General features: G+C 58.1%; 25 protein-coding genes. 5 read left to right on the forward strand and 20 right to left on the reverse strand.

Annotated elements, in window-relative coordinates; genetic code table 11:
• Position 1 precedes the first annotated feature (1 nt).
• The 5 genes from BLU11_RS14245 to BLU11_RS14265 all read left to right on the forward strand — a co-directional run bounded on the left by BLU11_RS14245 (position 2) and on the right by BLU11_RS14265 (position 6,938).
• Positions 2-1,663 carry a DNA glycosylase AlkZ-like family protein gene (locus BLU11_RS14245; RefSeq protein ID WP_090274485.1) on the forward strand — a complete coding sequence of 554 codons (1,662 nt, stop codon included), beginning with the start codon at positions 2-4 and terminating at the stop codon, positions 1,661-1,663.
• The gene (locus BLU11_RS14250; protein WP_090274487.1) at positions 1,660-2,172 is read left to right on the forward strand and encodes an MltR family transcriptional regulator; all 513 of its coding nucleotides are present in this window, start codon (positions 1,660-1,662) and stop codon (positions 2,170-2,172) included. Before BLU11_RS14245 ends, BLU11_RS14250 begins: the two co-directional genes overlap by 4 nt.
• 104 nt (positions 2,173-2,276) lie before the next feature.
• Complete coding sequence (locus BLU11_RS14255) at positions 2,277-5,603, forward strand: type I restriction endonuclease subunit R (protein WP_090274488.1); 3,327 nt, start codon at positions 2,277-2,279, stop codon at positions 5,601-5,603.
• A complete protein-coding gene (locus BLU11_RS14260; RefSeq protein ID WP_090274491.1) occupies positions 5,600-6,298 on the forward strand; it encodes a M48 family metallopeptidase in 699 nt (232 codons plus the stop codon). The genes BLU11_RS14255 and BLU11_RS14260 overlap by 4 nt, the downstream gene beginning before the upstream one ends.
• 277 nt (positions 6,299-6,575) lie before the next feature.
• Complete coding sequence (locus BLU11_RS14265; RefSeq protein WP_090274493.1) at positions 6,576-6,938, forward strand: hypothetical protein; 363 nt, start codon at positions 6,576-6,578, stop codon at positions 6,936-6,938.
• A gap of 412 nt (positions 6,939-7,350) precedes the next feature.
• Here BLU11_RS14265 and BLU11_RS14270 read toward each other — a convergent pair whose 3' ends face one another.
• The 20 genes from BLU11_RS14270 to BLU11_RS19305 form a co-directional block, all read right to left on the reverse strand.
• A complete protein-coding gene (locus BLU11_RS14270; protein ID WP_090274494.1) occupies positions 7,351-8,133 on the reverse strand; it encodes a toll/interleukin-1 receptor domain-containing protein in 783 nt (260 codons plus the stop codon).
• A 73-nt stretch (positions 8,134-8,206) separates the two neighbouring features.
• Positions 8,207-8,452 (reverse strand): hypothetical protein, encoded by a 246-nt coding sequence (locus BLU11_RS14275; RefSeq protein WP_090274497.1) that lies wholly within the window; start codon positions 8,450-8,452, stop codon positions 8,207-8,209.
• Between the two features lie 547 nt (positions 8,453-8,999).
• On the reverse strand, positions 9,000-10,565 hold the full coding sequence (locus tag BLU11_RS14280; protein ID WP_157718684.1) for a conjugal transfer protein TraG N-terminal domain-containing protein: 1,566 nt from the start codon (positions 10,563-10,565) through the stop codon (positions 9,000-9,002).
• Positions 10,562-10,924 carry a hypothetical protein gene (locus tag BLU11_RS14285; protein WP_090274501.1) on the reverse strand — a complete coding sequence of 121 codons (363 nt, stop codon included), beginning with the start codon at positions 10,922-10,924 and terminating at the stop codon, positions 10,562-10,564. The genes BLU11_RS14280 and BLU11_RS14285 overlap by 4 nt, the downstream gene beginning before the upstream one ends.
• A complete protein-coding gene (locus tag BLU11_RS14290) occupies positions 10,924-12,363 on the reverse strand; it encodes an integrating conjugative element protein (RefSeq protein WP_197674203.1) in 1,440 nt (479 codons plus the stop codon). The genes BLU11_RS14285 and BLU11_RS14290 overlap by 1 nt, the downstream gene beginning before the upstream one ends.
• 1 nt (position 12,364) lies before the next feature.
• On the reverse strand, positions 12,365-13,318 hold the full coding sequence (locus BLU11_RS14295; RefSeq protein WP_090274503.1) for a TIGR03756 family integrating conjugative element protein: 954 nt from the start codon (positions 13,316-13,318) through the stop codon (positions 12,365-12,367).
• Entirely contained in the window at positions 13,308-13,739 is a 432-nt protein-coding gene (locus BLU11_RS14300) for a TIGR03757 family integrating conjugative element protein (RefSeq protein WP_090274504.1), read from the reverse strand. The genes BLU11_RS14295 and BLU11_RS14300 overlap by 11 nt, the downstream gene beginning before the upstream one ends.
• A complete protein-coding gene (locus BLU11_RS14305; protein ID WP_197674204.1) occupies positions 13,736-16,621 on the reverse strand; it encodes a conjugative transfer ATPase in 2,886 nt (961 codons plus the stop codon). The genes BLU11_RS14300 and BLU11_RS14305 overlap by 4 nt, the downstream gene beginning before the upstream one ends.
• Positions 16,621-17,073 (reverse strand): TIGR03751 family conjugal transfer lipoprotein, encoded by a 453-nt coding sequence (locus BLU11_RS14310; protein ID WP_090274505.1) that lies wholly within the window; start codon positions 17,071-17,073, stop codon positions 16,621-16,623. The genes BLU11_RS14305 and BLU11_RS14310 overlap by 1 nt, the downstream gene beginning before the upstream one ends.
• Positions 17,060-18,493 carry a TIGR03752 family integrating conjugative element protein gene (locus BLU11_RS14315; RefSeq protein ID WP_231702210.1) on the reverse strand — a complete coding sequence of 478 codons (1,434 nt, stop codon included), beginning with the start codon at positions 18,491-18,493 and terminating at the stop codon, positions 17,060-17,062. Before BLU11_RS14315 ends, BLU11_RS14310 begins: the two co-directional genes overlap by 14 nt.
• Position 18,494: 1 nt before the next feature.
• Positions 18,495-19,316 carry a TIGR03749 family integrating conjugative element protein gene (locus BLU11_RS14320; protein ID WP_090274507.1) on the reverse strand — a complete coding sequence of 274 codons (822 nt, stop codon included), beginning with the start codon at positions 19,314-19,316 and terminating at the stop codon, positions 18,495-18,497.
• A complete protein-coding gene (locus BLU11_RS14325) occupies positions 19,313-19,945 on the reverse strand; it encodes a PFL_4703 family integrating conjugative element protein (RefSeq protein ID WP_044498945.1) in 633 nt (210 codons plus the stop codon). The genes BLU11_RS14320 and BLU11_RS14325 overlap by 4 nt, the downstream gene beginning before the upstream one ends.
• A complete protein-coding gene (locus BLU11_RS14330) occupies positions 19,945-20,328 on the reverse strand; it encodes a TIGR03750 family conjugal transfer protein (protein WP_044498946.1) in 384 nt (127 codons plus the stop codon). Before BLU11_RS14330 ends, BLU11_RS14325 begins: the two co-directional genes overlap by 1 nt.
• Positions 20,329-20,345: 17 nt before the next feature.
• Entirely contained in the window at positions 20,346-20,711 is a 366-nt protein-coding gene (locus BLU11_RS14335; protein WP_044498947.1) for a TIGR03745 family integrating conjugative element membrane protein, read from the reverse strand.
• A gap of 43 nt (positions 20,712-20,754) precedes the next feature.
• A complete protein-coding gene (locus tag BLU11_RS14340; RefSeq protein WP_090274509.1) occupies positions 20,755-20,982 on the reverse strand; it encodes a TIGR03758 family integrating conjugative element protein in 228 nt (75 codons plus the stop codon).
• Positions 20,979-21,320 carry an integrative conjugative element protein, RAQPRD family gene (locus tag BLU11_RS14345; protein WP_090274511.1) on the reverse strand — a complete coding sequence of 114 codons (342 nt, stop codon included), beginning with the start codon at positions 21,318-21,320 and terminating at the stop codon, positions 20,979-20,981. The genes BLU11_RS14340 and BLU11_RS14345 overlap by 4 nt, the downstream gene beginning before the upstream one ends.
• Before the next feature lie 137 nt (positions 21,321-21,457).
• The gene (locus BLU11_RS14350) at positions 21,458-22,108 is read right to left on the reverse strand and encodes a TIGR03747 family integrating conjugative element membrane protein (RefSeq protein ID WP_197674205.1); all 651 of its coding nucleotides are present in this window, start codon (positions 22,106-22,108) and stop codon (positions 21,458-21,460) included.
• Positions 22,109-22,148: 40 nt separating this feature from the next.
• A complete protein-coding gene (gene traD, locus BLU11_RS14355) occupies positions 22,149-24,374 on the reverse strand; it encodes a type IV conjugative transfer system coupling protein TraD (protein WP_090274512.1) in 2,226 nt (741 codons plus the stop codon).
• A complete protein-coding gene (locus BLU11_RS14360) occupies positions 24,371-24,889 on the reverse strand; it encodes a hypothetical protein (protein ID WP_157718685.1) in 519 nt (172 codons plus the stop codon). The genes traD and BLU11_RS14360 overlap by 4 nt, the downstream gene beginning before the upstream one ends.
• Before the next feature lie 26 nt (positions 24,890-24,915).
• Positions 24,916-25,368, reverse strand: a complete 453-nt coding sequence (locus BLU11_RS19305) for an integrating conjugative element protein (RefSeq protein WP_157718686.1) — start codon at positions 25,366-25,368, stop codon at positions 24,916-24,918.
• Position 25,369 lies beyond the last annotated feature (1 nt).

Raw genomic sequence — 25,369 nt, forward strand, 5'->3', positions numbered from 1 at the left:
CATGACCCCGCATCTGCCGCCCCGCGAAACCCTCACCGTCGAGTTCAAGAGCGACCGCAAGAAGCTGTCCGACACCGACCTGATCGAGGCACTGGTCTGTCTGGCCAATGCCGAAGGCGGCGAGTTATGGCTGGGCGTCGAGGACGATGGCACGCCCACCGGCCTGCATGCCGAGCATCGCCTATTGGAAGGGATGGCCGGCATGGTGGCGGCTCGCACGTCGCCATCGTTATCCGTACAAGCCGAGGCGGTGGAGGTGGACGGCGTGACCGTGGCGCGCATCCATGTACCCAAGGCGCACGGTGAGGTAGCCACCACCAGTGGCGTTTACCTACGCCGCCGCGTGAAGCACGACGGTACGCCCGAATGCGTAGCCATGCTGCCCCACGAGCGGGCCAGCCGCGCCTCCAGTTTTGGTCTGATCGACGTGTCGGCTCAGCCGGTGGCCGGTGCCACTCTGGCAGACCTTGACCCGTTGGAGCGCGAGCGCCTGCGCCAGGCCGTGCAGCAGTACGGCGGTGACCGCGTGCTGCTCGAATTGGATGACGAAGCGCTCGACGGTGCACTGACACTTACCGCACGCCAGCCGGATGGTTCGCGCGTGCCGACCCTGACCGGCCTGCTGCTGGTTGGCCGGGAAACCTCGCTACGCCAGTGGGTACCCACCCACGAATTCGCCTTCCAGGTGCTGGCCCAGCAGGCAGTGCGCTTCAACGAATTCCGCCGCTTCCCGTTGCTCAAGGCGCTGGACTGGCTGGAAACCAACTTCCGCCCGTATAACCCGGAGGACGAGCTGCAAGTCGGCCTGTTCCGCGTGCCGGTGCCCAAGGTCGATATGGGCGCCTTTCGCGAAGCGGTGGCCAACGCCCTGATCCACCGCGACTATCACCGTCTCGGTGCCGTGCATGTGCGCCTTGAGGACGAGGCGTTGGTGGTCAGCAACCCCGGCGGGCTGGTCGATGGCGTAACCCTGGCTAACCTGCTGGTCACCGAGCCGCGCCCACGCAACCCCACCCTGGCGGACGCCATGAAACGCATTGGCGTGGTCGAACGCTCCGGGCGCGGCGTGGACAAGATCTTTCGCGGCATGCTCAAGTTTGGCCGCCCAGCCCCGGACTACAGCTACACCACCGCCCAGAGCGTGGTACTGCGCCTACCCACCGCCGAGGCGGACCTGGACTTCCGCCGCCTGGTGGTCGAGCACGAACGTGCTACCAACACCGAGCTGCCCATCGACAGTCTGATCGCCCTGGCCGCCCTGCGCGAAAGTAAGCGTGTCACGGCTGATGAGTTGGCCGTGCAGATCCAGCGCGATACCACCAGCGCCAAACGCACCTTGGAAGCTCTGACCGAAGCCGGCTTGGTGGAAGCCCACGGCTCTACCCGAGGGCGCAGCTACACCCTATCGGCCAGCCTGTACCAGGCCGTGGGGGACAAAGCCGCCTATACCCGCCAGGCAGGCTTTGCACCGATTCAGCATGAGCAGATGGTGCTGAGCTACGTTCGCCAGCATGGTTCGATTAAGCGCGCCGAAGTAATGGGGCTTTGCCGTCTATCTGCTGAGCAGGCAAAGGAGTTGCTAACAAAGCTTCGCGATGAAAATCGCTTGATTCTGCAAGGTGAAAAGCGTGGCAGCCACTATGTGTTGGGGCCAGGGGCATGAGCTCGCAACGTGACGACTTGATCGCCGACTTCGCAAAACTTGCGGAGTTTTCTCAGGCATTCGACTACGGGCACGACAATGATCGAGAGATAGCCATTGTTGGCTGCGCGTATATCGAGAGCCTACTGGGAGACATCCTGGTTGCGACTTTTCTGGATGATCGCTCCGAAGTGAAAAGCCTGATTGGTGAGGCTGGCCCACTCAATGGCCTTGTAGCCAGAGCCCGCCTGCTCTATCTGCTCGGCGTTATTCATGAGTTGGTCTACAAAGACATCAAGACCATCGGGAAGATCAGGAATGAATTTGCGCACAAGGTTTCTGCCTCGTTCGCAGATGACAAGATCAGAGAGCTGTGCAAAAACCTGAAATGGCATGAGTTCAACCTATTTATGAAGCCGCCAGCTGAGGCTACAGCCAGGGACATTTACCAAGTCGGCGTCAACCAAGTGGTTGCTCATTTAGGCGCCCTTCCTGGGCTACAAAAATTGAACCGAGTCCAGCGCGACTAGCTTTGGCGTATCCATTCGGCAGTAATTGGGGCCGTTATGGGATTTATGGGGACTTATGGGGGACATGCCCCCATAACATCGCCCAATTAGACAAGGAGTGGCCTGTGGGCTGGGAACTGGAAGACGTCGAAAAACCCTTTGTGGCTCAGTTGCAGGGGCTGAACTGGCAGCACACTGAGGGTAGCCTCGACGACCCGGCCATGACCGGCCGCAGCAGCTTCAGTGAAGTGATTCAGCGGGCCACACTGACCGAGCGCTTGCGCGCCATCAACCTGCGCGACGGCCAGCCCTGGCTGGATGATGAGCGACTGTCCGAAGCATTCGCGGCCATCACCCGTCTGGGCACGGCAAAGCTGATGGAAGCCAACCAGAAAGCCACCGAACTGCTGCTCAAGGGCATCACCGTCGATGGCCTGCCGGGCTGGGATGGCGGGCGCGGGCAGACCATTCAGTACATCGACTGGGACACGCCGGCAAACAACCGCTTTACAGTGATCAATCAGTATCGGGTGGACTGCCCTGCCGGCTACGACAGTGGCAAGAAATTCATCGTTCCCGATCTGGTGTTGCTGGTGAACGGCATCCCGCTGGTGGTGGTGGAGTGCAAGAGCCCCTCCATCCCCGAGCCGCTGGCCGAAGCGGTGGATCAGCTGCGGCGCTACAGCAACCAGCGCAAGGCGGCCTTGGAAGTCGACGAGAACGAGGGCAGCGAGACGCTCTTTGCCAGCGTACAACTGCTGATTGCCAGCAGCTTCGACGAGGCGCGGGTCGGCTGCATCGGTGCCGGCTTTGCCCATTTCGGCCAATGGAAAACGGTGGTCGGCCCTGATGGCAGCGGCAGCGAACAAAGTATCGCCGCCGCGCTGGGCAAGAACACGCTGTCCGAACAGGAACGTTTGGTGGCGGGGATCCTGGCACCGGTTCATCTCATCGATCTGATCCGTCACTTCATGCTGTTCATGCAGGTAGGCGGGCAAACCATCAAGACCGTTTGCCGGTACCAGCAATACCGCGCGGTAAACCATGCGATTGCCCGTCTTAAACGCGGGCAGACCCGTGCGCAGCACGGCGAGAGCGATCAGCGTGGCGGCATCGTCTGGCACACCCAGGGCTCGGGCAAGAGTCTGACCATGGTATTTCTGGTGCGCAAGATGCGCACCGATGAGCAACTGCGGCGATTCAAGGTAATAGTCATCACCGACCGCAAGGATCTGCAGAGCCAGCTGGCTGCGACCGCGACCCTGAGCGGCGAGCCACCGGAGATAGCGGCCAATATCGACGGCGTGAAGGCGTTGGCCCGGCGCAAGGGTCCGGGGCTGGTGTTCGCTACTATCCAGAAATACCGTAATCCCGAGCAGGACGAAAACGTATCGGTGCCCAGCACTACAGGCGCCACAGCGCCGCTCAAGGCGGCGAACGCTCCCGCGTCCTACCAGGCGAACAAACCTTTCGAAGTGCTCAACAACGACGAGAGCATTCTGGTAATGGTAGACGAGGCGCACCGTACCCAGGCCGGCGACCTGCACGCCAACCTGCTGGCTGGTCTGCCCAACTGCGCACGTATCGGCTTTACCGGCACGCCGATCATCATGGGCGAGAAGAAGCGCACCCATGAGATCTTCGGTGCCTTTATCGACAAGTACACCATCAAGGAAGCCGAGGCCGACGGTGCCACTGTCCCGGTGCTCTACGAAGGGCGCACGGCACAAGGTGCGGTCAAGGACGGGGCCAGTCTGGATGAGCTGTTCGAGGATCTGTTCCGTGATCACAGCGAGGAAGAGCTGGAACTGATCAAGAAGAAGTACGCCACCAAGGGGCATATCTTCGATGCGCCGGCACTGATCGCCGACAAGGCGCGCGACATCCTCCGGCACTACGTCAGCAATATCCTGCCAAACGGCTTCAAGGCCCAGGTGGTGGCCTACAGTCGGATTGCAGCAATCCGGTACTTTCATGCGCTGCAGGCGGCCCGCGACGAGCTGCTTGCCGAGGCTGCGGCTTTGCCAGGCATCGACAAGGCGTTGGATGATGAAGCCCTGTGCCAGCGGCCGCCTAAGGTGCAGGCGCGAGTCCAGGCTTGGCGCTACCGCGAGATACTGGGCAAGCTGGAATTCGCGCCGATCATTTCCGGGTCCAATAACGACCCATCCGAATGGAAGGCCTGGACCGATGGATCAAAGCACGAGCAGCTGATCAAGCGTTTCAAGAAGCCGCTGCACCATGAGCAGCCGGGCAAGGCCGACCCGCTGGCCTTCCTGATCGTCAAATCCATGTTGCTGACCGGCTTTGACGCACCCATCGAAGGGGTTATGTACCTCGACCGACCGATTAAGGAGGCCGAGCTTCTGCAGGCCATCGCTCGGGTTAACCGAACTGGCTACGGCAAGCGCTGCGGCATTGTGGTCGATTATTACGGAGTCGCCAATCACCTGCAGGAGGCTCTGGCAGCCTATGCCGATGAAGATATTGAAGGCGCGCTGAGCAGCATCAAGGACGAGATTCCGGTGCTGCGTGATCGTCATCTGCGCGTAGTGGATGTGTTCCGCCGCCAGGATATCGACTCTCTGGAGGATGCCGAGGCATGCATCACCGCGCTGGCCTCGGAGAAGCTGCGGGCGGAATTTGCGGTCAAGCTCAAGGCCTTCCTGAATTCACTGGATACCGTATTGCCCCGCCCGGAGGGGCTGCCCTTCGTCAAGGATGCGAAACGTCTGGCGTATATCCATGCCCGGGCGCGCGGCCGCTACAAGGATTTACCGCAGCTGGGCAAGGATGTGGGTGCCAAGGTACGCAAGCTAATAGACGACCACGTCATCTCACTGGGCATCGATCCGAAGATTCCGCCGATCCAGCTCACCGATGCGGACTTTGAGAAGCAACTGGCACGCAACGTCAACGACCGTGCTAAGGCGTCGGAGATGGAGCACGCTATCCGCTCGCATGTGCGCAAGCATGCCGATGAAGACCCGGTGCTGTTTCGCAAGTTGTCCGAGCGCCTGAATGAACTGCTCAAGTCACTGGGTGAACAGTGGGATCAGCTGGTTGTGCAGATGCAGAAAATCATCGATGAGCTGCGCAGCGGCCAGCTGAGCGACGACAACACCCCGCTGGATCTGCCTGAGCACTATGGGCCCTTTCTACGCACGCTGCTGGACGTGGTGTGCGCCGACACCACACCGCAACCCAGCGAGCTGCTCCGTTTGAAGGACGTAACCGTGGAGCTGGTCGATCTGCTGGTCGACGAACTGCAAAGCCATCGCGATATCTGGAGCCCACGCAAGCGCGCCGCCCAGGAAGACCTGGCCGGGCAGTTATTTGACCATCTGATGCGCTTGCGCCCACCGCTGGTGGATACCGATACGGCGGGCGTGCTGGCTGACCGGCTGCTCGACCAGGCACGGGCCAGCCACGACCGGTTGATGCAGCTGTGAGCCAGACCCTGAGCGTGGACGACCTACTGCTGACAGTGCGCCGCAGTGCACGACGCAAGACGATCCAGATCACTGTCGAACGCGATGGCGCATTGATTCTTTCTGCCCCTCCCCGGGTGGAAGAACAGGTTCTTCGGCAATTCGTTCAGGAAAAGAGCTTCTGGATTTACTCACGGCTGGCCGAAAAGGAACGCCTGCAACGCGCCATCCCAACCAAGGAGTATGTAGACGGCGAAGGCTTCCTATACCTGGGCCGCAGCTACCGCCTCAAGCTGGTGGATGAACAAGATGTGCCGCTCAAGCTCACAGCCGGTCGCTTCCGACTGCGCCGCAGTGATCTGGCACGGGCCCGCGAGCATTTCATTCGCTGGTACAGCGAACACGCCCGCCATTGGCTGGCCGCGCGGGTAAAGGCATACCAGGAGCGTATGGAGGTGTCTCACAGCGGCGTGCGGGTGCAGGATCTCGGCTACCGCTGGGGCTCCTGCGGTAAGGGCGCGCAACTGTACTTTCACTGGAAAACCATTCTGCTTCCCAAGCATATCGCCGAGTACGTGGTGGTGCATGAAATGGTGCATTTGCACGAGCCGCACCATAACCCGGAGTTCTGGCTGCGCCTGGAACGGGCCATGCCTGATTACGCACAACGCAAGGCATGGCTGGCCGAGCACGGTATTGAGGTAGAGGGGATTTAAGGACTCGCCGCCTGCGTGGTGCATCGTGGCGTATTTTAGAGCCTGGTATGGGGCAGAAATGACCTGACGCTTGCCCAACAGGTGTATATTTCAACCCTTTAGAATTTTCGCCACTACCCCTTTCGGGCAAGCCCCTTGCCCCTTGTCCTACCCTTCCCTTATAGCCTTTTACACCTTTTGATGGCCAACCGTCCGAATGGACTACCGCCTGTTTGGACGCTAGCAGGTCTGGCTGCTACCTTTTGAGGGATAACCAAAGTCAATTAAGGAGAAGGATATGGCCTCCAACATATACGGCGAGCCCATCCCCGACCTCGCTGTAACGAATACCCCAACGGAACTGCCGCAGCGTGCCGATGGACGGCCGTGCAATATTTTTGGGGAAATCATTGATGATCCACAGACCGTTGCGGAGCAAAACCTGCTACTTCCCGCAGCACCTAAGCGGATGCTTTTGACCCAAGGGACTGTCGATTCAGTCTTCGCGGGCCTCGGTGCATTCGCTGGTTTGATTGCAGCCACAAGTGCTGCACAAGACATTGCGACTGAAGATTGGGCGCGCGGGTTCTGCCACGATTATGTTGATCATGAGGGTGAAGTTAACGGTCTTGGGGAGCCTGCATACTTCCTTGAAGACTGACTTCGAAAGTGGACCCCACAGACAAGACAGGTAGTGCTTGAATTTAAGAAATCACCCGGATCTCTCTCGCAGCTGAAAAGCGTTGCCCTGATCCAACTGATTCTCCGGCTGCTACCGTTCTCGGAACGTACTTATCCTTCAATAGGCTGCAACATGTTCCATTTAAGCCAAAAACCGCTGACGCCGGGTCGTTTTTTCTTGGCGGCGAACTCGGCTTGGGCGAAACGCGTTTGCTTCATGCTGGTTCTTGGTCAGTGCGTAACGGTGGCATTATATCGAAAGACGAAAGCGAGCTGAATTGATCAGCGCTGCCCTAGAGAGGAACAGTTTCTGGGCTGGCATTTCACATCTGAGCCTTCGCCTTGTATGGAGTGCTCAAGGAAGTCACCCCATACAAAGGTACGTGGCTACCTTAAGCCTCCAAAGGAAGAACAGCCGCTGCGATCTTCTCTGCAATATCAGCAACCGAATCATCGGTAGTCGTAAAACCAGCAAGATCAGGCAATATTCCGCTGTACTGCTGCACATCTTCAAACGTAACGCCGTGAAGCACAGGGATAAGTGTGGATTTGTTCAATAACGCCCCCAGCTCGCGCTCGGTCCAGAATCTCCCTGTTAGATACGCTGGAGTCAACAGCGCTATACCGGTTTTAGCCTTCTTCAAGCCTGCATCCATCTGAAGCGACTGACTTCGCCCTGGAACAATGGCGACCTCGTCAAACCAAACAGCCACCCCTAATTCTTCTAAACATGCACGCAGTTCTCCTGCCACGTTGGCCCCATCAATCCGCGCATAGCTCAAAAACGAGTCATACTCCCTAGGGTCAGCGAAAGCTACTGCCTGATGTACTCGGTCTGCTAATTGCCTCTCAGAATCAGTGTATCGAAGCCCGCCCGTCGACGAACGTAAACTTCGATTAAGCTCTGTGATGACCTTTGCGTTGTGCTGACGAGCTCGGCTGTTGTACACGTTGACTTCGGACTCAACCTTTCTATTTTGAGTTTCAACATTGCGGTTATAGGTATCTACCTGCGCCCGTACCTTTCGGTTGTGAATCTCAATCTGGCGATTGTGGTCTTCAACCCGCCTCTTATTTTCCCTATTTATCCGGGTAATATCACGGTTCAGTTGCTGCTGAGCTTTACGCTGCGCCTCTTGAATGCGTCGCCGCAATTGCGCCTGGCTAATTGCCATAAATCACCTCCTGCTTCAGCTTTCCTGGAATATGGAGGTCATAGGTGATTAGATATGTAGCCATAACACCTCCTCAGCGCTTCTTGTTAGATTGGGAAAGAGCCGAGGCTGCGAGCGCCTTGGTGGCCTCGCTGTATTTGCTCGAAAGGAGCACTCGAGAGGCCTCCGACTCCATCGCTTTTCCGGTTTCTTTAGACGAGCTTGACTGGGAAAGAACAGATCCGGCTAATTTCTTGGCGATGGCTGATGCACTAGGGTCTCGTAACGTTTCCGCCGCCTGTTTCGCGATTTTTGAGGATGTTTGCTTTAAGTTTGGCATGATAGGTTCTCCTATGTTGCCCGTTCATAGAACCAAACCTCGATAGGAGAACCGTTCAGCAGTGAGCAGTTGACGCTTCCGCCATTTGTTGGCTCAATGTGAACCCATATCAGGATCTGGCATGGTCCATACCATCTGGCTTCTGGTGATGCGGATGGGTGCGTTCGGTCGCCAAACTTCTACGTACTCATCCGCAGCTTTCACTTGCGCCAGTCCTCTTTAGAGGTGCGCCCACCAAAATACACAACATGTAGCGTTTTTTGGCCAGCCAAATCGCAATATAGAGTGTGGTTAAAGTAAACGCAAGCCTGTCTCTGCGGCTGTACTTTTTTACAGTTCCCGCTGCGTTACCTGATGATGATCTCCACTGCTTTAAAGGGCCTGTTAGCTCTGGATCAACTTACAGAGATAGCTCACGCTTAAGCCCTTTCAATGTATGCGTCAGGCCATTACCGGGTGAAGTACGGTTAGATCTTGAGCTGCGGGTGCGGGCGACTGGTGTGCGGGCCCGATGCCACCGCCGCATCGACTGATGATTCCCAAGCTGTTACCGCATTCTTCCCTTGGTCGCTGCGCTGGCTACTGCGCTTGAAGCTGAATCGCCTGCTGTTTTTGTGCTTTCCGCACCCTTACCCAACTGTTGGCCGAACTGACTGCCCGCTTTAAACCCAGCCCACGCCATTACCGCCATCCAGATCATCGGCAACAACAAGAACATCGCCCACTCAATCATGACCAGCAATGATTTGTCGTACAGGTTGGCCATCCCAAATGCCGTTTCCAGCGCACCTGTGGTTGAAGCACCGCCGCTGTACAGCATGGTAATCAGGTTATTGCTCAGCCACCTGGCCAGCTCCCACCAGAAGGTCAGAAACCAGATGGCAAATAGTCCGAAGGTCGCTGTGCCAGCGACAGTCAAGCTGTAGCCGGACATGACCATGATCAAGGGCAAAGGGATAATCACCGCCATAACCAGGACTGCCTGGACCATAGGCAACGCCATTTTCAGCATATCCATACCGGCTTTTCCTTTGGCCACGTACACGCCGCCGCCTACGCTTCCTACCATGCCAGAAGCGACGCCTGTTACTGCATCAATGGCATTCTCTACTCGACCGCCACCGCCGATATCCCGATAGCCTGCCACCGGTCGCAGGTGCCTGCCGTTAGCCGCACTTTCCCGAGGGCTGACCATACGCCTGATGACGGCCTCCTCGGCAGACGCGTGCACCCCTACCGCAGCCTGGATACTCGTCCACAAGCTGGGATTGACCTCATCATAAAGGCGCTTGCGCAAACCGTGGACGCTGTCTGACCACCATTCCGAGCAACTTGGGTAGCCGGGCAGTCCCGGACCGGTATTACTTCTGGCAGAGTCCCGCGCCTCTACATATGGAAACCCCTGGATGGGTCGAGGCGCATAGAAGGAGTCGTACAAACCCGGCGTATTCACCAGATGCTGAGAGCCCAGCCATGCGGTGTCTCTGGCCAAAGCGCGGTCCATGTTGGGTTGCTCTCTGAACAGTTTGTTACGCGCAGCGCCGTAACATGCCAGCTGAAACTCGCTGACTTCCAGCCGCAGCACCTGATCCTCGACCTCCTGCAGGTCAACTTCGGTAGCGATCGATTGCCAGTCAGGTGTGCAAGGGATGGCCGCGACAGCTGTATTGGTCAGCCCCTTCGAGAGGATGTGCACAAACGCCCACCAGAGCGGAATGCTTGCGGTTTGTCCGGCCATCGAATTGAGCGTAGCGCTACCCCATTCACCTTCCCCGACCACCGCGACGGAGCAGACGTTTCCGCTATCGTCGAGTCGAGGAATGTTGTTGGCTGGGTTGATTGAGACGTTGAGCAGGGGCAAGCACGTAAACGCGTAACACAACACCATGGCGTACAGCCCGGTCTCAATCCGGTTGATTGCCACCTTACCCCGGTTGCCTTCATCATCGCCTTCCCGGCGTGCCCGGAACCATTCAGATACCATCATGGCAATAAAGGGCACTGCTGCCAGCCCGGTCATCATCAAGGTATTCCACAGGGAGTTGTTGACGATCCAGGCCAACAGCAGCAAGGGCGCTTCCATGTAATCGGTGACAACCAGGTTGGCGTTCATGTGTGGCCCCATGTTGCATACAGGTTGTACGTCTCAACCACCACGGCAAGTATTACGACGGCGCACTCCAGGCGATGTAACCGAGCCAGGCCTTCAGTCCCACCATCCGCATCCTCCTTCAGCCATTGCACTACCCGCTTACGCAGTTGCCCCATCCATGCCAGTACCAGGAGGGCATACAACAACAAGCGCCAGACCAGTAAGGCGGGGGCTGCTGACTCCAGTAGCTGCCCATAACCGTCGATTCCGCCGGCCAGCCGCGATCCCAGGTACACCATCATCAAGCCGACAATGAACGTGACCAGAGTTGCAATGGTCGCTACCAGGGTCAGGCGCTTGAAGTTGCCTTTGTCGCTCATCAGGGCGTTCCGGGGCTGGGTTTAGGGCGGCCTCGGCTATCGAACAGGGAATCTGGCGAGAATGTTTCCGCCTGGCTGGCACCCTCTGATCTGCCAGCCGCGCGCTCAAGTGCGATCATGGCTGTGTTGTTTGCCATTGCAGTACGGATTTCCAGCTCTGTCTTGAGGGCGTCGATATCCCGATCCAGCGAGTCGAACTTCTGGTTCAGCGCCGGCGCGATGGGTGACTGCACGCTGGCGGAGACCTCGGCGATTGCGGGTTCAGTCATTCCGGCCAGTAACGTGCGCCGGGCCCACATGGCTTTGATCAGGGTGCGTGACAGTGCCATTTCACTTGCCAGCCGGTGAGCCAGCAGCTCCGAGTCCGGGTCCGCCCGAATGGCTTCGATGACGCCGCGGGAAACAGCCAGGCCCTCACCGCCTGAAACCTGTCGCAGGTTCTCGGGGTTGATCTCCAGGGACCCGGCAATCAGCTGGACCAAAATACTCAGGATGTTTTGCTGTTCTTCTTCCAAATCCTTGATTAACCCGGTTCCGGCACGGCCCGCCCCACGCTCGCAGTTATCACAGGTCTGCAGGCGTGTTTCGCCAATGGCTTTGGTAATCCAAACCGCTGCATCTTCAGGAGTGCCCCATAAAGTACACATGCCACCCCGGCAGACCCCGGTACCAGTTGCCACGTTACCTGCCTGGTTGCCACCACCAGGCCAGGATCCGCTGTTGGTGGGTGCAGCTCCCCAGCCGGTGCCTCCACCGCTGATCGGCTGGGTTTCCATGGAGCTACGCTCATGCAGCAAGTTATAGCCAGCCACCACAACATCGGTGACGACATTGATCGGCTCCTGGCCCTGGCCACCACGCTTGCTGCCTCCCACCCAGGTCACGCCGTCATTCCCAGCCGTTTGTTCCACCTGTGCCTGAGCCTGAACGGGGTCACGGGTACTCGCTGCCGCATCTGACCAGGCCTCACCCGCAGCTACCTGCTGCAATCTTGAGCCCATCATCCAGTCGCCCATCTGGCCGGCCATGCTCTGACATGACAGCTTGCCCCGGTCAAAGTCCAGTCTGCCCTGCAACACACCGTTGCTCAGCAGCTCATACAACTGTGGGTAAGAGCGTTGGATGATCATGGCCGGCAGCGATGCCACGGCCCCTTGGGCGTTCTGAATCACGTTACCCATCAGGTTCTGGAAGCTATTGGTCACGCCATTGAGTGAATTTGATACCGAGTATCCGAGATCAAAATTGCCGCAGGATGCGTCCATGTTCCAACGCACACCCATGTTGACCAAGGCAGGCGACTGAGGAATGCCGGAAGACGCGGCAATGGAAATCGGGTTGGCACCACCAATGCGGTAGTAGACCTCATCCGCTGCGCTAACCGTCAGGCTTGATGCCAGTAGCGCTATTGCGAAGAATAGAGTTATTCGGCGCTTCATCTCATCCTCCGGTGTGCACGAGCAATACCTGGCCACGCCGCTCACAGCAGCTGTAAGGCCGCCACAGCGCCCAAACATAATCACCACTGCCATCGGTTCGATCGCCATACGAGGCAAGATGCCCGCGGTCCGGCCAGACAGCGCAGCTGCTTTCGAGGCTAGGCGCCAATGCCTGCCATCTATGGGTAGACGCATCACCCTCCACGACGGCCGATAACGGCGGCCACCAGCCGTCGCGAGCAACCGGGGTGAGCGGCTGGTAAACATGCGGCGAATTGCGACGGGTGACCAGGTCGGCTACGCGCTGTGCCGCCAGCGCCCCGCCGCGATAGTCATCGGATTGAGAAACGAAGCCACTACGTGGGTAGATATTTCCCCAGTTATCCCCCAGCCGTCCCAGCTCGCGCATGCCGGGGGTATAGGCCTGGGGATACAGCCGCTCAACCAACGCATGCCGCCAGCCCACAGTGTCCAGCGTGGACAAGAAGTGCGGGTTCATGGAGAAGGTGCCCGACGCGCAAATCATGCCCGACATGTTATTCAGCGCCGAGAAGATTGAGGTGGCCGGGTGGCCGATGGCATCGACATTCTTGAACCGCAAAATATCCCGTGCATTGGCATGCCGGCTGGTCATATTGCCGCCGCCGTCTGCCCGGCCGCTGCCGGGCGGACTCATCGCAGCAACATCTGTCCAGGGATTCGCTCCGGTGCTGTTGTAGCTGGAGACCACCAGCTCCGGGACATAATGTTTGACCTTTACTGATGTTCTTACGGTGCAGCCATACGAGCAGAACAGCCAGGCACAGATACCCACCGCTTGATAATCCACACAGGCTGGGGAAACCGCTGAAGACACAATCTCCGCCGTGGAGATCTCACCAGCCTGCACCGGCGCTGTAGCCAGCACGACCAGACAGAGCCCAATGAATCCGTTAAGAAGCGTTCTACTCTGCATGGGACATGGCCTCCTCAATGAGATAGACGGCACGCGCCACGTCCGTTTCGCCATATACGACATTGCCGTCGACCACCACCGCCGGGATCTTCTCAACGCCTAACACCCAGGCTCGGGATACGGCCAGAGCCGCGTGCTCGTAACGCTCCAGCATCTCTGTCCAGCGCTCGCCCTGCATACGCCCCAACGCAACAGAGCCGGCCTGATCCGGGTTGGCAGGCAGGCCCAGAGACAACACCTCGTCCAGTCCCACCAGAGCATCCAGTTCGACCACCACCGCGTTCGATGGGACATTGCTCAGCGTCAGGTGTGAGGCGCTGAACACTTCGATACCTGCAAAGGCTGGAGTGGACAGGAGCATGCTGATACCCAGGGTATTCAGGGCAATGACGGAGGTTTGAATCCAGCAGCGGGTTCTCATCGACCGATTCCCCGCTTTTCATCCAGCCGCCGGGCTATTTCGATCGCTGCGTCCAGTTCAGAGCAACCGTCATCCTGCATGATCCGGCGGCGCTCGGCCTTTTCCTCACCTTCAGTGCCAGCGAGAGCCAGATACAGGCTGGGCGGCACCACCCGAAACAGTGATTCAAGACGCCCGCCCAGTACCACCCCTTCGGTATATTTGCGGGTGACTTTGGTTGCCGACTGCACCAGCTTGCGCTGATCCTCCGAGAGCTCCTTAAAGCGCATGACCTTGGCCACCTCATCCGGCGGCATGGTCAGCAGCACCCACCACTCGATCATGTTCAGCAGCTTGGTTGCTACTTCCGGGAAGTCTTCCAGGTTCTGGGTAGCCATCCACAGCCAGTGCGATAATTTTCTGCCCATCTTGCCTACGGATACCAGAAACGGAGCCAGCAGCGGATTGGTGGTCAGCAAGTGGGATTCATCGATCACTTGGACAATGGGACGACCACCGTACTGATCGCGCTCAGCCATAGCGGTAATGACGTTGGTGATGGAGATGATGGACAGCGCCAGCTGCGCGGTATATCCGCCGTCAGCGTAATGGGCCAGGTCGATAATGGTAACGTCGCACTCAGGCCACGCCTCTCCAGGCCGGTTGAACACCTCTCCATCAAAACCATCAACATACAGCCCCATGGCTTCACCCATTTCATAAGCTCGCCTGCGGCCATGCTCCGGCGTGTCGGGATGAAGGGCTATCTCACGAAAAGCGGCCCGGACATCTTCAGTCAGACACTGCCGGCCTTCGCTGACCGCGCTGCGTGCCGCGCGGAAAATCGCATCACGAACCGTGCGTTGGTCACTGCGGCGAAACAACGCTTCCTCTTTGGGGTCGCCGCCGGTGATCATCAGCCTGGCGGTGATCTCCATTTCACCAAGGATATTGCGCTCCTCTTCCGCTTCTTCGTCGATTTCCAGATCCGCCGGATCGTCTTCCATCCCGGCCCGCGCCTCGATATCCTTCAGCTGCCTGCGTCGCAACTCTTCCGGCTCCAGCAGCCGGTGAGCCTCGGCAAAGGGCGGCAGGCGAACACCGCTACCAGGTGACAAGCGCACTTGATTAACCGACAGCCCGAGGCGCTCAAAATACTGGCCTAACAGCCCAAAGCTGTTGCCCTTCTCAATAATGAACAGACGGGGCCTGCGCACCGCCATCAGCTGAGCCAGCATGGCATTCAGCGTCGCCGATTTACCCGCCCCGGTCGGGCCGAAAATCAACATATGCGCATTGGCCTGACGATCATCCAGGTTCAGCGGATCAAAGCTCAGGGTTTCGCCCCCGCGGTTGAAAAAACTCAGTCCCGGATTGCCGGTGCCCCGGGCTCGACCAAAAACGGGTGCCAGGTTGGCAAGATGCTGCACAAACTGAAACTGGGTGTACCAGCGGTTTTTCCGGTCCAGCTCCGGCTGGAAATTCATTGGTACCCAGCGCAGGTAACTGTTCAGCGCTGCGACTTCATCTTCCAGTTCGGTCGGTTTGAGGTTCGCGTTAATGAGGTGAGTACAGAGCTGCAGCAACCGGGTATCCAGTTCTGCATCGGAACTGCCACGGAGAAAGAACACCAGGCTGCTCTGATACAGCTTGTGGCTCTCACTCAGCATATCCCGCGCTTTATCACAGTCATGACGAACACTGGCAGCCAGTACCGAGTCGCCAATGGCTTTCTGACGCAAGGCATTGATATGCGCTTCCAGCGGCTCCTGCGGGGTAGCGATGATCGTCAGGCAGGCCACCGTGCCTTCGGGCATATGGTCAAACAAGGCGTTGCGCGCGTTGGAGTCACCACGGGGTAACTCGCCCGTCAGATGACCGAGTTTGGGCGGCGTTCTCACCTCCTCAACCGGCACCACACAATGCGGCATGCCATCGAAATACCACAGGCCCGTATCCGCATCGCCACGGGGGCTGGACGCCAGCAAACCTTCCGCCAGGTCATATGACCAGGCTGGCTGCTCTGGGTATCTAAAGCAGTCATGGAATGCTCTGGGGCTGTCCGGTGACAGCCGCGGACGCGGATTAAACCAGGGCATCATCCAGTTGTGGAAGTCCGCACCGTTGTAGCGTTTCATGCGCAAGCCGGCGGCCCCCAGGCTGCCGGTGAGCCGGTCATAGACATGGTTTGCGGCCGCCTCGGGATTTAGCGAGCGCTTGCGGTCGCCAATGCGTTTCTTGCCCTTTTTGGCGTGCTCCGGCAGCCAGCGGTACAGCACCAGCCGGGCTTTTCTTGTATGCCCGCGCCATTCTGCCTGGGTGACGATCTCATCGACAAAAAGACCACCTGGCCGGGAAATAGCTGCCAAATGCCGCTCCATATTTTCCAGCCAGTCCTGGGTGAAAGGACTCTGACGCACCGTCGGCTTGATGTATGCCTGTATTGCAGCAATATCAGACCGGGGATCGGTATCGTCACTGACATACATCTGCACCACCCAGGGGTAGTCATCCTCTTCCGGCAGACTGTCCTGCAAGGCTGCTTCAATCTGATCCCGCAGCTGCTCGAGCGACTCCGGCGAACGGCCTTCCGTAGGGATGGGAACAACCTCAGCGACTATTCCCACCGACTTGCCATCTTCCAAGAGAAAGCACCCAGACTCCTCCAGATATTCAACCCATGGGAGTCGACTGGCAAAGCTGGGAGCACGCCGGTACATCCGGCGCAGTACCTCCATGGTCGTGGGTTTGCCGCGTGGCAGTACCAACCGCTGGTTCGCTTCATCGGTCAGCAGACCTTCAACCTGGCCCAGGTTCACTGAAGCATCCGGCTCAGAGCGGACTTCCTGCCGGTCTGTCGTGGACGAGTAGTATCTCGCCATGATCCCATTCAGTCCGGTCATCAGCGCCTCCTTATTGGGCGTTCGAGTGCATTCATGTCCGGGATGGCCATCTCACCCGGCATGGCGTATTCAGGCATGGTGTACAGCGGAAATACCGTGGAATAGCCCGGTACGGGGACCGGCTCCCCTCCGGCCACATGAGGAAAGACGTACATGACCAGGTCTGGATTGGGCAGACGTGCAAACTGACTGTAGATTTCATTTGCCGCATTTCGGGTGTACTGAATACGCTGCTCCACCATAGGCTGATCACCGATGGGGCGACGCAAATCTGACCGGGCATCCAGCAGTGCTTGCTGACTCAGATTGTCACCACTGTCACCGCCAGCGGAATGGCGCCAGATATCCTGCATTGTCTGGCCACCATGCGGCATCAGCTCTTCCTTGGATGTGGCGCATCCGGTCAGTGCTGCTGCCAGCAAGATCACAACAAGGCTATTAGGGAAGTTCATTAAAGCCCCCCGCAGCTATCTGATGGCGCACCTTGCGGCCCGCCTGGTCATAGTCGATTTCCAGAGGCTGTTCGATATGCACAGCAACCTGGACGCCGGGCTGTACGTACACGGCGGCGAATGCTTCGCCGTATAACCGGTTAACCCAATCGGAGATGTCAGAGATACCGTTGGTCAACACTGAGGCAGCCGCCTGATTTCCGCTGATAGCAGTGGATACCGAGCCATCAGTGTTGATAGTGGCGACGCCAGTCGACTCATCAATCAGGCTTGATGCGACAGCCGCACCAGCCGCTGTAATCAGTGCACGGCTACCCAGATACTCCTTGGCATTACTGCGGCGGATGCCACTGACACACGGAATCCCATAGGGATCAGAGATATAACCCAGAACGTCATCACTGGATTGTGTTCGTGAGAGGTTACCCGTAGCCGGCTGGGGAATGGTGCGGACAGTTCCATCCTCAAAGACAAAGGTCATCGAGGTAATGGCTCCTCTCACACATGATAGCGTCCAGTCGCCCGTTGCCGTACCACTGACAATGGCCGAGTGCACCTCGGGAATTTCAATATGGTTTGCCGTGAGGTTATCCTTGCCGATGATCACCTTGAACGGATACGGATCACTGACGGTGCCGTTCACCGGCACGCGACCAATCAATGCCGTCATGCCGAGCGACCCCATCAAAGTGGCGTTGGCCGGTACAGTGTAAACCGGCTCCAACAGCGCAGCATCAGGCTGGCCGGTAGCCTTGGACTCCAGGCTTGATGCACCTCTACTCACAGAATCGGCGAGCAGTCCTGCCTCGTCAGCGAAGGAAGATGGAAACGACCATTTGCCTTGATCTCGTCCTGTCTGCGCTTGCTCTCCATCCATGGGCTTGACCCAGACAACCGGGGTAGCTGAACCCTGCTCCGCATCACCCCATCCGCTACCAATCGGTATACGTCCATGCTCGCCCGTGCCGGCTTCTCTGGCGTAATTGTTCTTCAACTGGTCAAACTGCTGCTCGAAACGGCTCAGCAAGGACTGCTCCCGGATGCGCTGGGCATCGTCCATCCGACGCCGTTCCTGCTGCATCAGGGTTTCGAGCTTGCGATCAACATGTCTGTTCTCCTCGGTCAGCTTCCGGTTCTGATCCGCCAGCTGCTGGCTTTCAGACCGCGTGCCTTCCAGGTCCTGCTCCATCATTCGTACCCGGCCTACGAGGGTGGCGACGGTATCCTGTGGCGTATCACCCTCTACCCCCAGCAATTTCAACTCTTCGGGTTTGAGTTCCAGCGTGGTGTCTGAGAGCTGATGCGACCGCCCTGCGTCGTTATCGCCGCTACTGGCCATAACGACAACCAGCAGAACAATCACCAATACAGCCGGAACCAGAATTTTCAGGAAGCCGTTGCTTTTCAGTGCCATGGCCATCTCAATCCTCCTTACCGACAGGCTGGATGCGAGGAAGGTGCAGGCGCTCTGCCAGGGGACCCCGGGTGACGATGATCACGGTAGTCGTGTCATCCATCTGCCCATGCACGCCAATGTTTGGATGCATGAACGTCGCCGCCTCAAGGGCACCCTGCAGGTAGCGAGGATCAAGTGCGAAGGCGCGATGCGGATCCTGGTTGCGCAGTTCAATTGCAGTAACATGCAGCCCGTCCAGGCTCCATGCCGCGATGGGTGTAGCGGCTACCGGCAACGCGGGTAACAGGGTGTTGAGTGATTGCGGCAGCTGCATGGCAACCCGGTTGATGCCCGCTACCGGCTCAATTACTCGCAACGGCGAATACAGTGACTGGGCAGCGAAACGCGTCAGCAACACCGGCAGCGGTGCGCGTTTTTCTTGAATAGACTCATTATCTGCGCCCCGAACGGGGTCAGCGTCAGAAGGCTCAGCATTGACTACCTGAATCTGCTCTGCCGAAGCACCGGTCTTCGCCGTCAGATCTATCAGCAGGATTTCTCCTGTCGATTCATCCCGTAATTGCACCCGCTGTGTATCAAACGCCTCCTGCGCCCTGAGGTAGAGCACCCCGCCTGTTGACTGCACGCGCAACACATCGCTCTGTGCAATGCTCAGCGGCAGACCAACAGATACGTTTCTGTCCAGCACCACCAGTCGTTCAGTACCTACCGGCAGATCAATGGCCAAGGGTGTTCTATCCCACACCATCAGCTCAATAGCACTGGCCATCGGGGAAAGTAGCAATACGCCGCACAGCGCTTTGCTCAACAAGACCAAGGCTTTCATGGCGTGTCTCCCGGCATGGTCAGACGCTGCGGCTTACCCTCAAAGCAATCAATCTGCAGTCCGAAGGGGTTCTGCTCCCGATCCATATCCGCGCGCACCACACGCAGCGGGTAGCGGACATACACATCCCGTACATCCACGCCGCCGTACTGCTCATTGATAACCAGATCCAGATCCGCAACCCAGGTATCCTGCCCCAGGATCTTGATCGCTTCGGCACGGTATCCTCTGCCGGGCACCTCAAAAACGCCCCGGACACGCCCACGCAATTCGCCACGATTACGGCGGGCGTCATACTCGCTGGACAGCGCGATACGGCAAGACGGAGTAAAGAAGGCCTGTAAGCCATGGATGTTGCGCTGATAATCAACCTCCCCGTTGACTGTCCAGCGGTTGAGCTGCTGCCAGATATAGAAGCTGAAGGCGTACACGGTAGAGGGCGGTACTTCCCACCACTTCTGTGTAGAGCCACTACGCAGATCGGGCGGGATACTGATGGTCAGGTCTTTGGGAGCCTGATACCAACCCCACCACATGGCGGCACAAGCTAGAACAAGTACGGCACAAAGCGCCCTCAGAGTGGTGATATGCGCGTCTCGCGAAGCATTGGCGTTACGGTAGCGAGACATCACAGTTTCCTCTGCCCAGGCTTGAGCGTGGGGTTTCTCCGGATGCTGTAGTTCGTAGAATGCGTGATCAACTTCTCCATCGTTGGAAACCCCTTGCCCGCCAGTTTGAATTGCAGCTGTCGGTACATGAGCGATGTCGGTCTGCCCCGGCGCAACCGCCGCATGATGGTGCCACCGAAGAAGAGCGTCACTCCGGCGCCAAAAAATGCCACGGTAGGCACCATCGCAATAGCGCCCGAGAGCACTGCTGCGATAATGCCCAGTGGCGTAAATACGCCGAGACCAGCCAGTGTCACCGTGACCACTTCCTTCCCGGTCATACCCCTGAACACCACCGGCGCAGCATTCAAACGCTTGGGAACCCAGCTGATGTTATTGGCCATGTTGGTCTCCGGCTCTGTTACTGGGACAGAATGGGCGCTGCTACTGTCGCCAGCCAGACCACCGCAACGATCAACACCACACCAACCATGGCTGTCACTGCAAATTTGCCCCAGGTTTCCCGCTCCCGTGCCTCCTTGAAGGAGGCGACTGAAGATGAGGCCACGACCATGAACGCCACCACACACAAGACCAAGCCAATCAGGATTGCGCCGTCATAAACGTACCCCTGCGCTGTTGCCAGGAGCCCGCCACCACCGACCTGACTGGGTGCATCCATGGTCGGTAAGCCTTGAGCGAAACCCTGGCCCACACCTGCCCCAGCCAGAATCAGGCTTTGTGAAACTTTCACAGCAACTTGTTTTAATCTTCGGTAAAATTTCATGAACTGCTCCTTACGGGTCGTATCAGAGTCAAAAAAACGATTCTCATGACAGCAGAATCCAGAACGTCACCACAACGATGAGCGTCGCCTTGATAGCCGCATGCACGGCTTCATCTCCGCCCAGATTGCTCTTGGCCCAGCCACGATATGTAGAAACAAAAATCCAGCCGGCAATCATCAAAACAACGACGCAGCCAACGCCAACTATCAACCCCCAGACATCAATCGAGCTGAAGCCGGAGCCGGCCTTGAAGGCCTCCTCGGGGGTCACCGTCGCCTCTCCAGGTAGCTACCGACCACGTCGCCTTCAATGGTGCCGAGGTGGCGGGGTGGCACACGTCTGGGTGACAGGTAGTCATCCAGTCCGCGCTGGATGGCACCCACATCATCGCGAGCCCGCGGGATGTCCAAGTACACGTCCGCCTCCCCGACCTGGTCGGCCTGCCTTGCTTCCAGACGCTCCAGTACGGTCACAACCTGTTCGAGCTGAAGATGGATCAGCGCGAGGTCGCGACGCTGGATCTCGTCATAGGGCTCGGATGCCCAGGCCGGACTGGCCATTGCGAGCGGCGCGGCCAATAACAGAAACAACGGTTTGATAAGGGACATGTGCCAAGCAACCCCCGGCGTTATGCTTTGCGACAGTGTCAAAGCAGGCGGGAAGCAATGCGATAGAGAACATTAAGTGCAGCGCAACGGGTTTTAATGAAAGCCGAGGGCAGGCTGAAGAACACCGGTTTTGCTGGTCAGAGGTACTTTTTGAAGGTACTGGTCGCAATCGCAATGAGCAGGCCGAACAAGGCGGCACAGGGCAACAGGAACAGATTGGGGTGGATGGCAAACGGCAGACTCAGGTAAACCAGCCAGCCAAGCAGAAACACCGGAATCACGGTGCGCTTGGCGTGGTGGTAGATGAAAGCACTCTCCCGGCCAGCTCCGAAGCGACGCAGATCCCGAAGCACCAGCCCGTCGACCAGACCCACCAGCGCAGCCAGCAGGAACAGCGGGCTGGTTAACAGGAGAATGACACAGCGGGTCAACGTCATCAGGGTGACGTACATGGCTGCCAAGGCATAATCCTTGAGCGTGCCGACCCAGCCCCTGCTGTTGGCATTCAGTGCCCACTCGGCTATGCCACTTCGGACAAACAGCCACTCGTTCACTGATGCCAATATCTGACCGGAAAAGATGACCGGGTCCGACACCAGCAAGGAACGGGGAAAATTGCTGTCCAGCCAACGCATCTCTTGACGCATAACGTATTCGGCATGATCCGCACCGGGCAGGGTCCACCATGCAAAATAGATCCCGGCCCACTCGATCAGTACTGATATGAAGATCGAAACCAGCACCACTCCCAGTACCTTGAAGGGCAGCGAAAGGGTTCTGGAAAGCAACCCTGTCCGTTTCTTTTCAGCAGCCCTGACACGCGGGTCTTCAGCCATCAGCCGGGTACTCGGCCGGATCATCCGGCGCGACCTGTTCCCTGGTGACTGATACCGCCCCCTGGAGCAGTTCATGCGCGTCCTGCGGCTGTGGATTGGCTATGGCGAAACTATCGAAAGCCTTGCGTAACTCAGGATCAATTTCCATGGGGGGCGGTGCGACTGCTTCCCACCAGCGCTCACCCGCGCTGAATTGTTTGCGCATGCCGACCGCAATGTCCGATACCGACTGTGGTACATCCTTTCCCTTGTCCGGCAGCGGCAGGGGCATACGGATTTTCCATAGCTGACCGCCTTCCATCAATACGAACGCCTGCCCCTTGGGTAGGTTGACGATGTCGGCAGGCTCCAGCATAGGCACCGCTACGGTGCTGATCCGATCCCCACCCGAGCTGGTGAAGTCCACATCAGAATCCGGGGTGCTGTTATCCGAGGTCATGGACACCAGCATGCGGGTCTGGACGTTTACCTGGCGCAGCTGGTTGGTCAACAGCTCGGCGGTCTTGTCCTCCCTGACTCGCAACATGATCAGGTTGTTAAAGTTACCGATCACCTGACCCGCCTTGGCAGCGCTACCAATCTTGGCCTCAATGTCGGAGACCGTCTGGGTGTAGGCCGTTACCTGGATGCCTGCGCCACCACCTTTGTTTACCAGCGGAATAAACTCCGGGCCCATCAGCTCGTTGAACTCATCGCAATGCAGGTTGATAGCCACCTTACCGCTGACCGGGGCAGGTAAACCGTCATCCACGCCGAATTTATAGATATGGCCAGCCACGCTCACCAGATCGGCAAACATGGAGTTGCCAATCGCCTGAGCCACCTCGAAATCACTCAGCGCATCAAGACCAACATAGACAATGCCGCGCTTGCGGATTACCTGCAGCCAATCGAATATCGGCCGGGTATCTTCGAGATCATCGTAGTCTGGCGATAACAATTCATTAATACGCCCGCTGGTCAATTTCTCCAGTAACGGCAGCAATGACGCCACTATCTTGTCGAAGTAGGTCTTGTCGTAACGCACTGCTGAGAGTAACCCTTCGAGTACAGGATCCTTGATCGACACGTCGGGCGATTGCAGGAACTGAATGAGGGCCACCACTCGCTTGTCACGGCCAAGCATGTTTCGTGGCCAATTCCTGTCATTCAGCCGCCCTTCGAACTCGGCCACATGCGCCCATGCGCCTGGCAATGCCGTTTCCAGCCGTTGCTCGGCATACTCCACGAGCAAGCCATCAATATTCACCACATCCGCGAGAATCTGTTCATAGCTTGGCCGGTGCCCAAGGGCATGACGCGCGCGATTGACGATATTCACAAAGCGCCAGGCGAACTCCCTGAAAGCGGCACTATTGCCCTCGTTGGGCAACGCATTGGCAATCCGGGTAGCGACCTCCGAGAGCCGACCGAACCGGCCTACTGCGTTATAGCGCGCCGACAATGCCGGCCATCCGAGATGAAACACATAGAATTCATTCTGGCGTCCCGCGCGAACCGCCTCGATGTACATGCGCACCAGCAGGTCCGCATCCCCTTTTGGATCAAAACAGATCACTACATCCTGGCTGGACCGATGAATATCCTGGGTAATCATTACCTCGGCCATGCGCGTCTTGCCAACCCGGGTCGTGCCCTCCACCAGGGTATGGCCAACGCGCTCACCCAATGGCATCCAGGCGTCCTGCTCTTTCCACTCAACAGCATGTATGGCCGGGTTCCCGCCAACCGGGGGTAACGGCCTGACGGGATTGAGTGGCGAGTCCACCCCCAGCAGGCGAACCAGTAACCGCGCTGCACGATACCGGTCCAGCCGGATTTCCATGCGCCGAGCTAATCGATACCACCGCCTGGATTGCAGATAAACCTGTGTCTCTGGCTGCTGCGCTTCATGCAAGCGCTGAGTGTGCCTCGCCTCCCAGCGAAATCCCCTGCCAAGCCAAAGGTACCGATTGCTGACCGGGATCTGCTGGCTACGCATGGCAAAGCGCGGCAAGCGACGCATATTCCGGCGATACCGCAATACGACCCATGCTTGTCTACCGCGATGCGCGGCAAATACCAGAAAGCCAGCGGCCATGCCCAAGCCAATTGATGGCGTCAAGGCTACCGACCAGGGCGCCCACAAACAGAGTGCCGCACAACCAATACAAACCCATGCCGTTTGCAGCTCGACTGCCGGGCGCAGCATGGATTCCATTGGGTGTCTCTGTCTCATGCCCTCTCCGCTCCCTTAATGCCATACCGCTCGCCGGTCGAAGCAGCCAAAGCTGCTTCAGCAACAGCCAGACCATGCTGCGCGAGCATGGCCACCAGCGAGTCGAAATGATCGGGATCGAAGTCGCACAAAGCTGTAAGGCCGGTAAGTACAGGGTCGGCCTTGATTGTCGATGCGTGCTTGCCGACGTATAGCTTCAGAGCCGCGATCCGCCGGTCTCTGTGTTTGAACCGAAGCGGTAATGATGGTGCTGCCAGAGCCTCTGCCGACCGTATTATTTCAGCCCAGGCACCCTCTGCGCGCAAGCTGGACTGGGCGTATTCCAGGCAGAGCTGATCCAGTTTTTCGTGTGTATGCACGCGCTCTACGAGTGCGCGAGGCAATACCTGTCGCTCCTCCTTCATTGCGTGCAAGGCAATCCACATCACACGGCATAACCAGAACAAATGGCTGTGTTCGCCAACCACCACCGGCTTGCCCAGGCTTGGTAGTTCCATACTGGAAAACGCATTCACCGGCACCTTCAGGCCAACTTGCTCACTCACTGCTCCACCCCCGCATGGGTAATCAACGCCGGGTAATGTGACAGCCCCAGCAAGACGGCCAGGTCGTCGCCTGCGACAGGGTCAATACGCAACCCGGGCACGGCATCCAGCAACAGCTGCAATGTTGCGGCCGACTGCGCATTCACCGCCAGGCCAGTGGCTCCTATCTCCAGCAGGTGTTGGCTTCGTGCGGCCAGCCAGCTGAGGCTCAGCGGATCATCGCCGACAATGAACAGTGGCTGGAAGCCGGCAGGCAGGCTCAGGCCCCTTCGCTCCACTGGCCCAGGGCTCAGGGTTTTTGTCACCACCGGCAACATATCTTCGATGCTATAGGGAGCTGTACGGGCCACCTGAATTCCTTCATGTTCTGGCACCCCTGCGCCGCCAATAGCCACGTAATAAGGACGGGCAGACTCCCCCCCAAGATCCGCCACCACTTTCAGCGACATC

Origin of the sequence: Halopseudomonas litoralis (assembly GCF_900105005.1) — a bacterium.
GTDB lineage: Bacteria > Pseudomonadota > Gammaproteobacteria > Pseudomonadales > Pseudomonadaceae > Halopseudomonas > Halopseudomonas litoralis.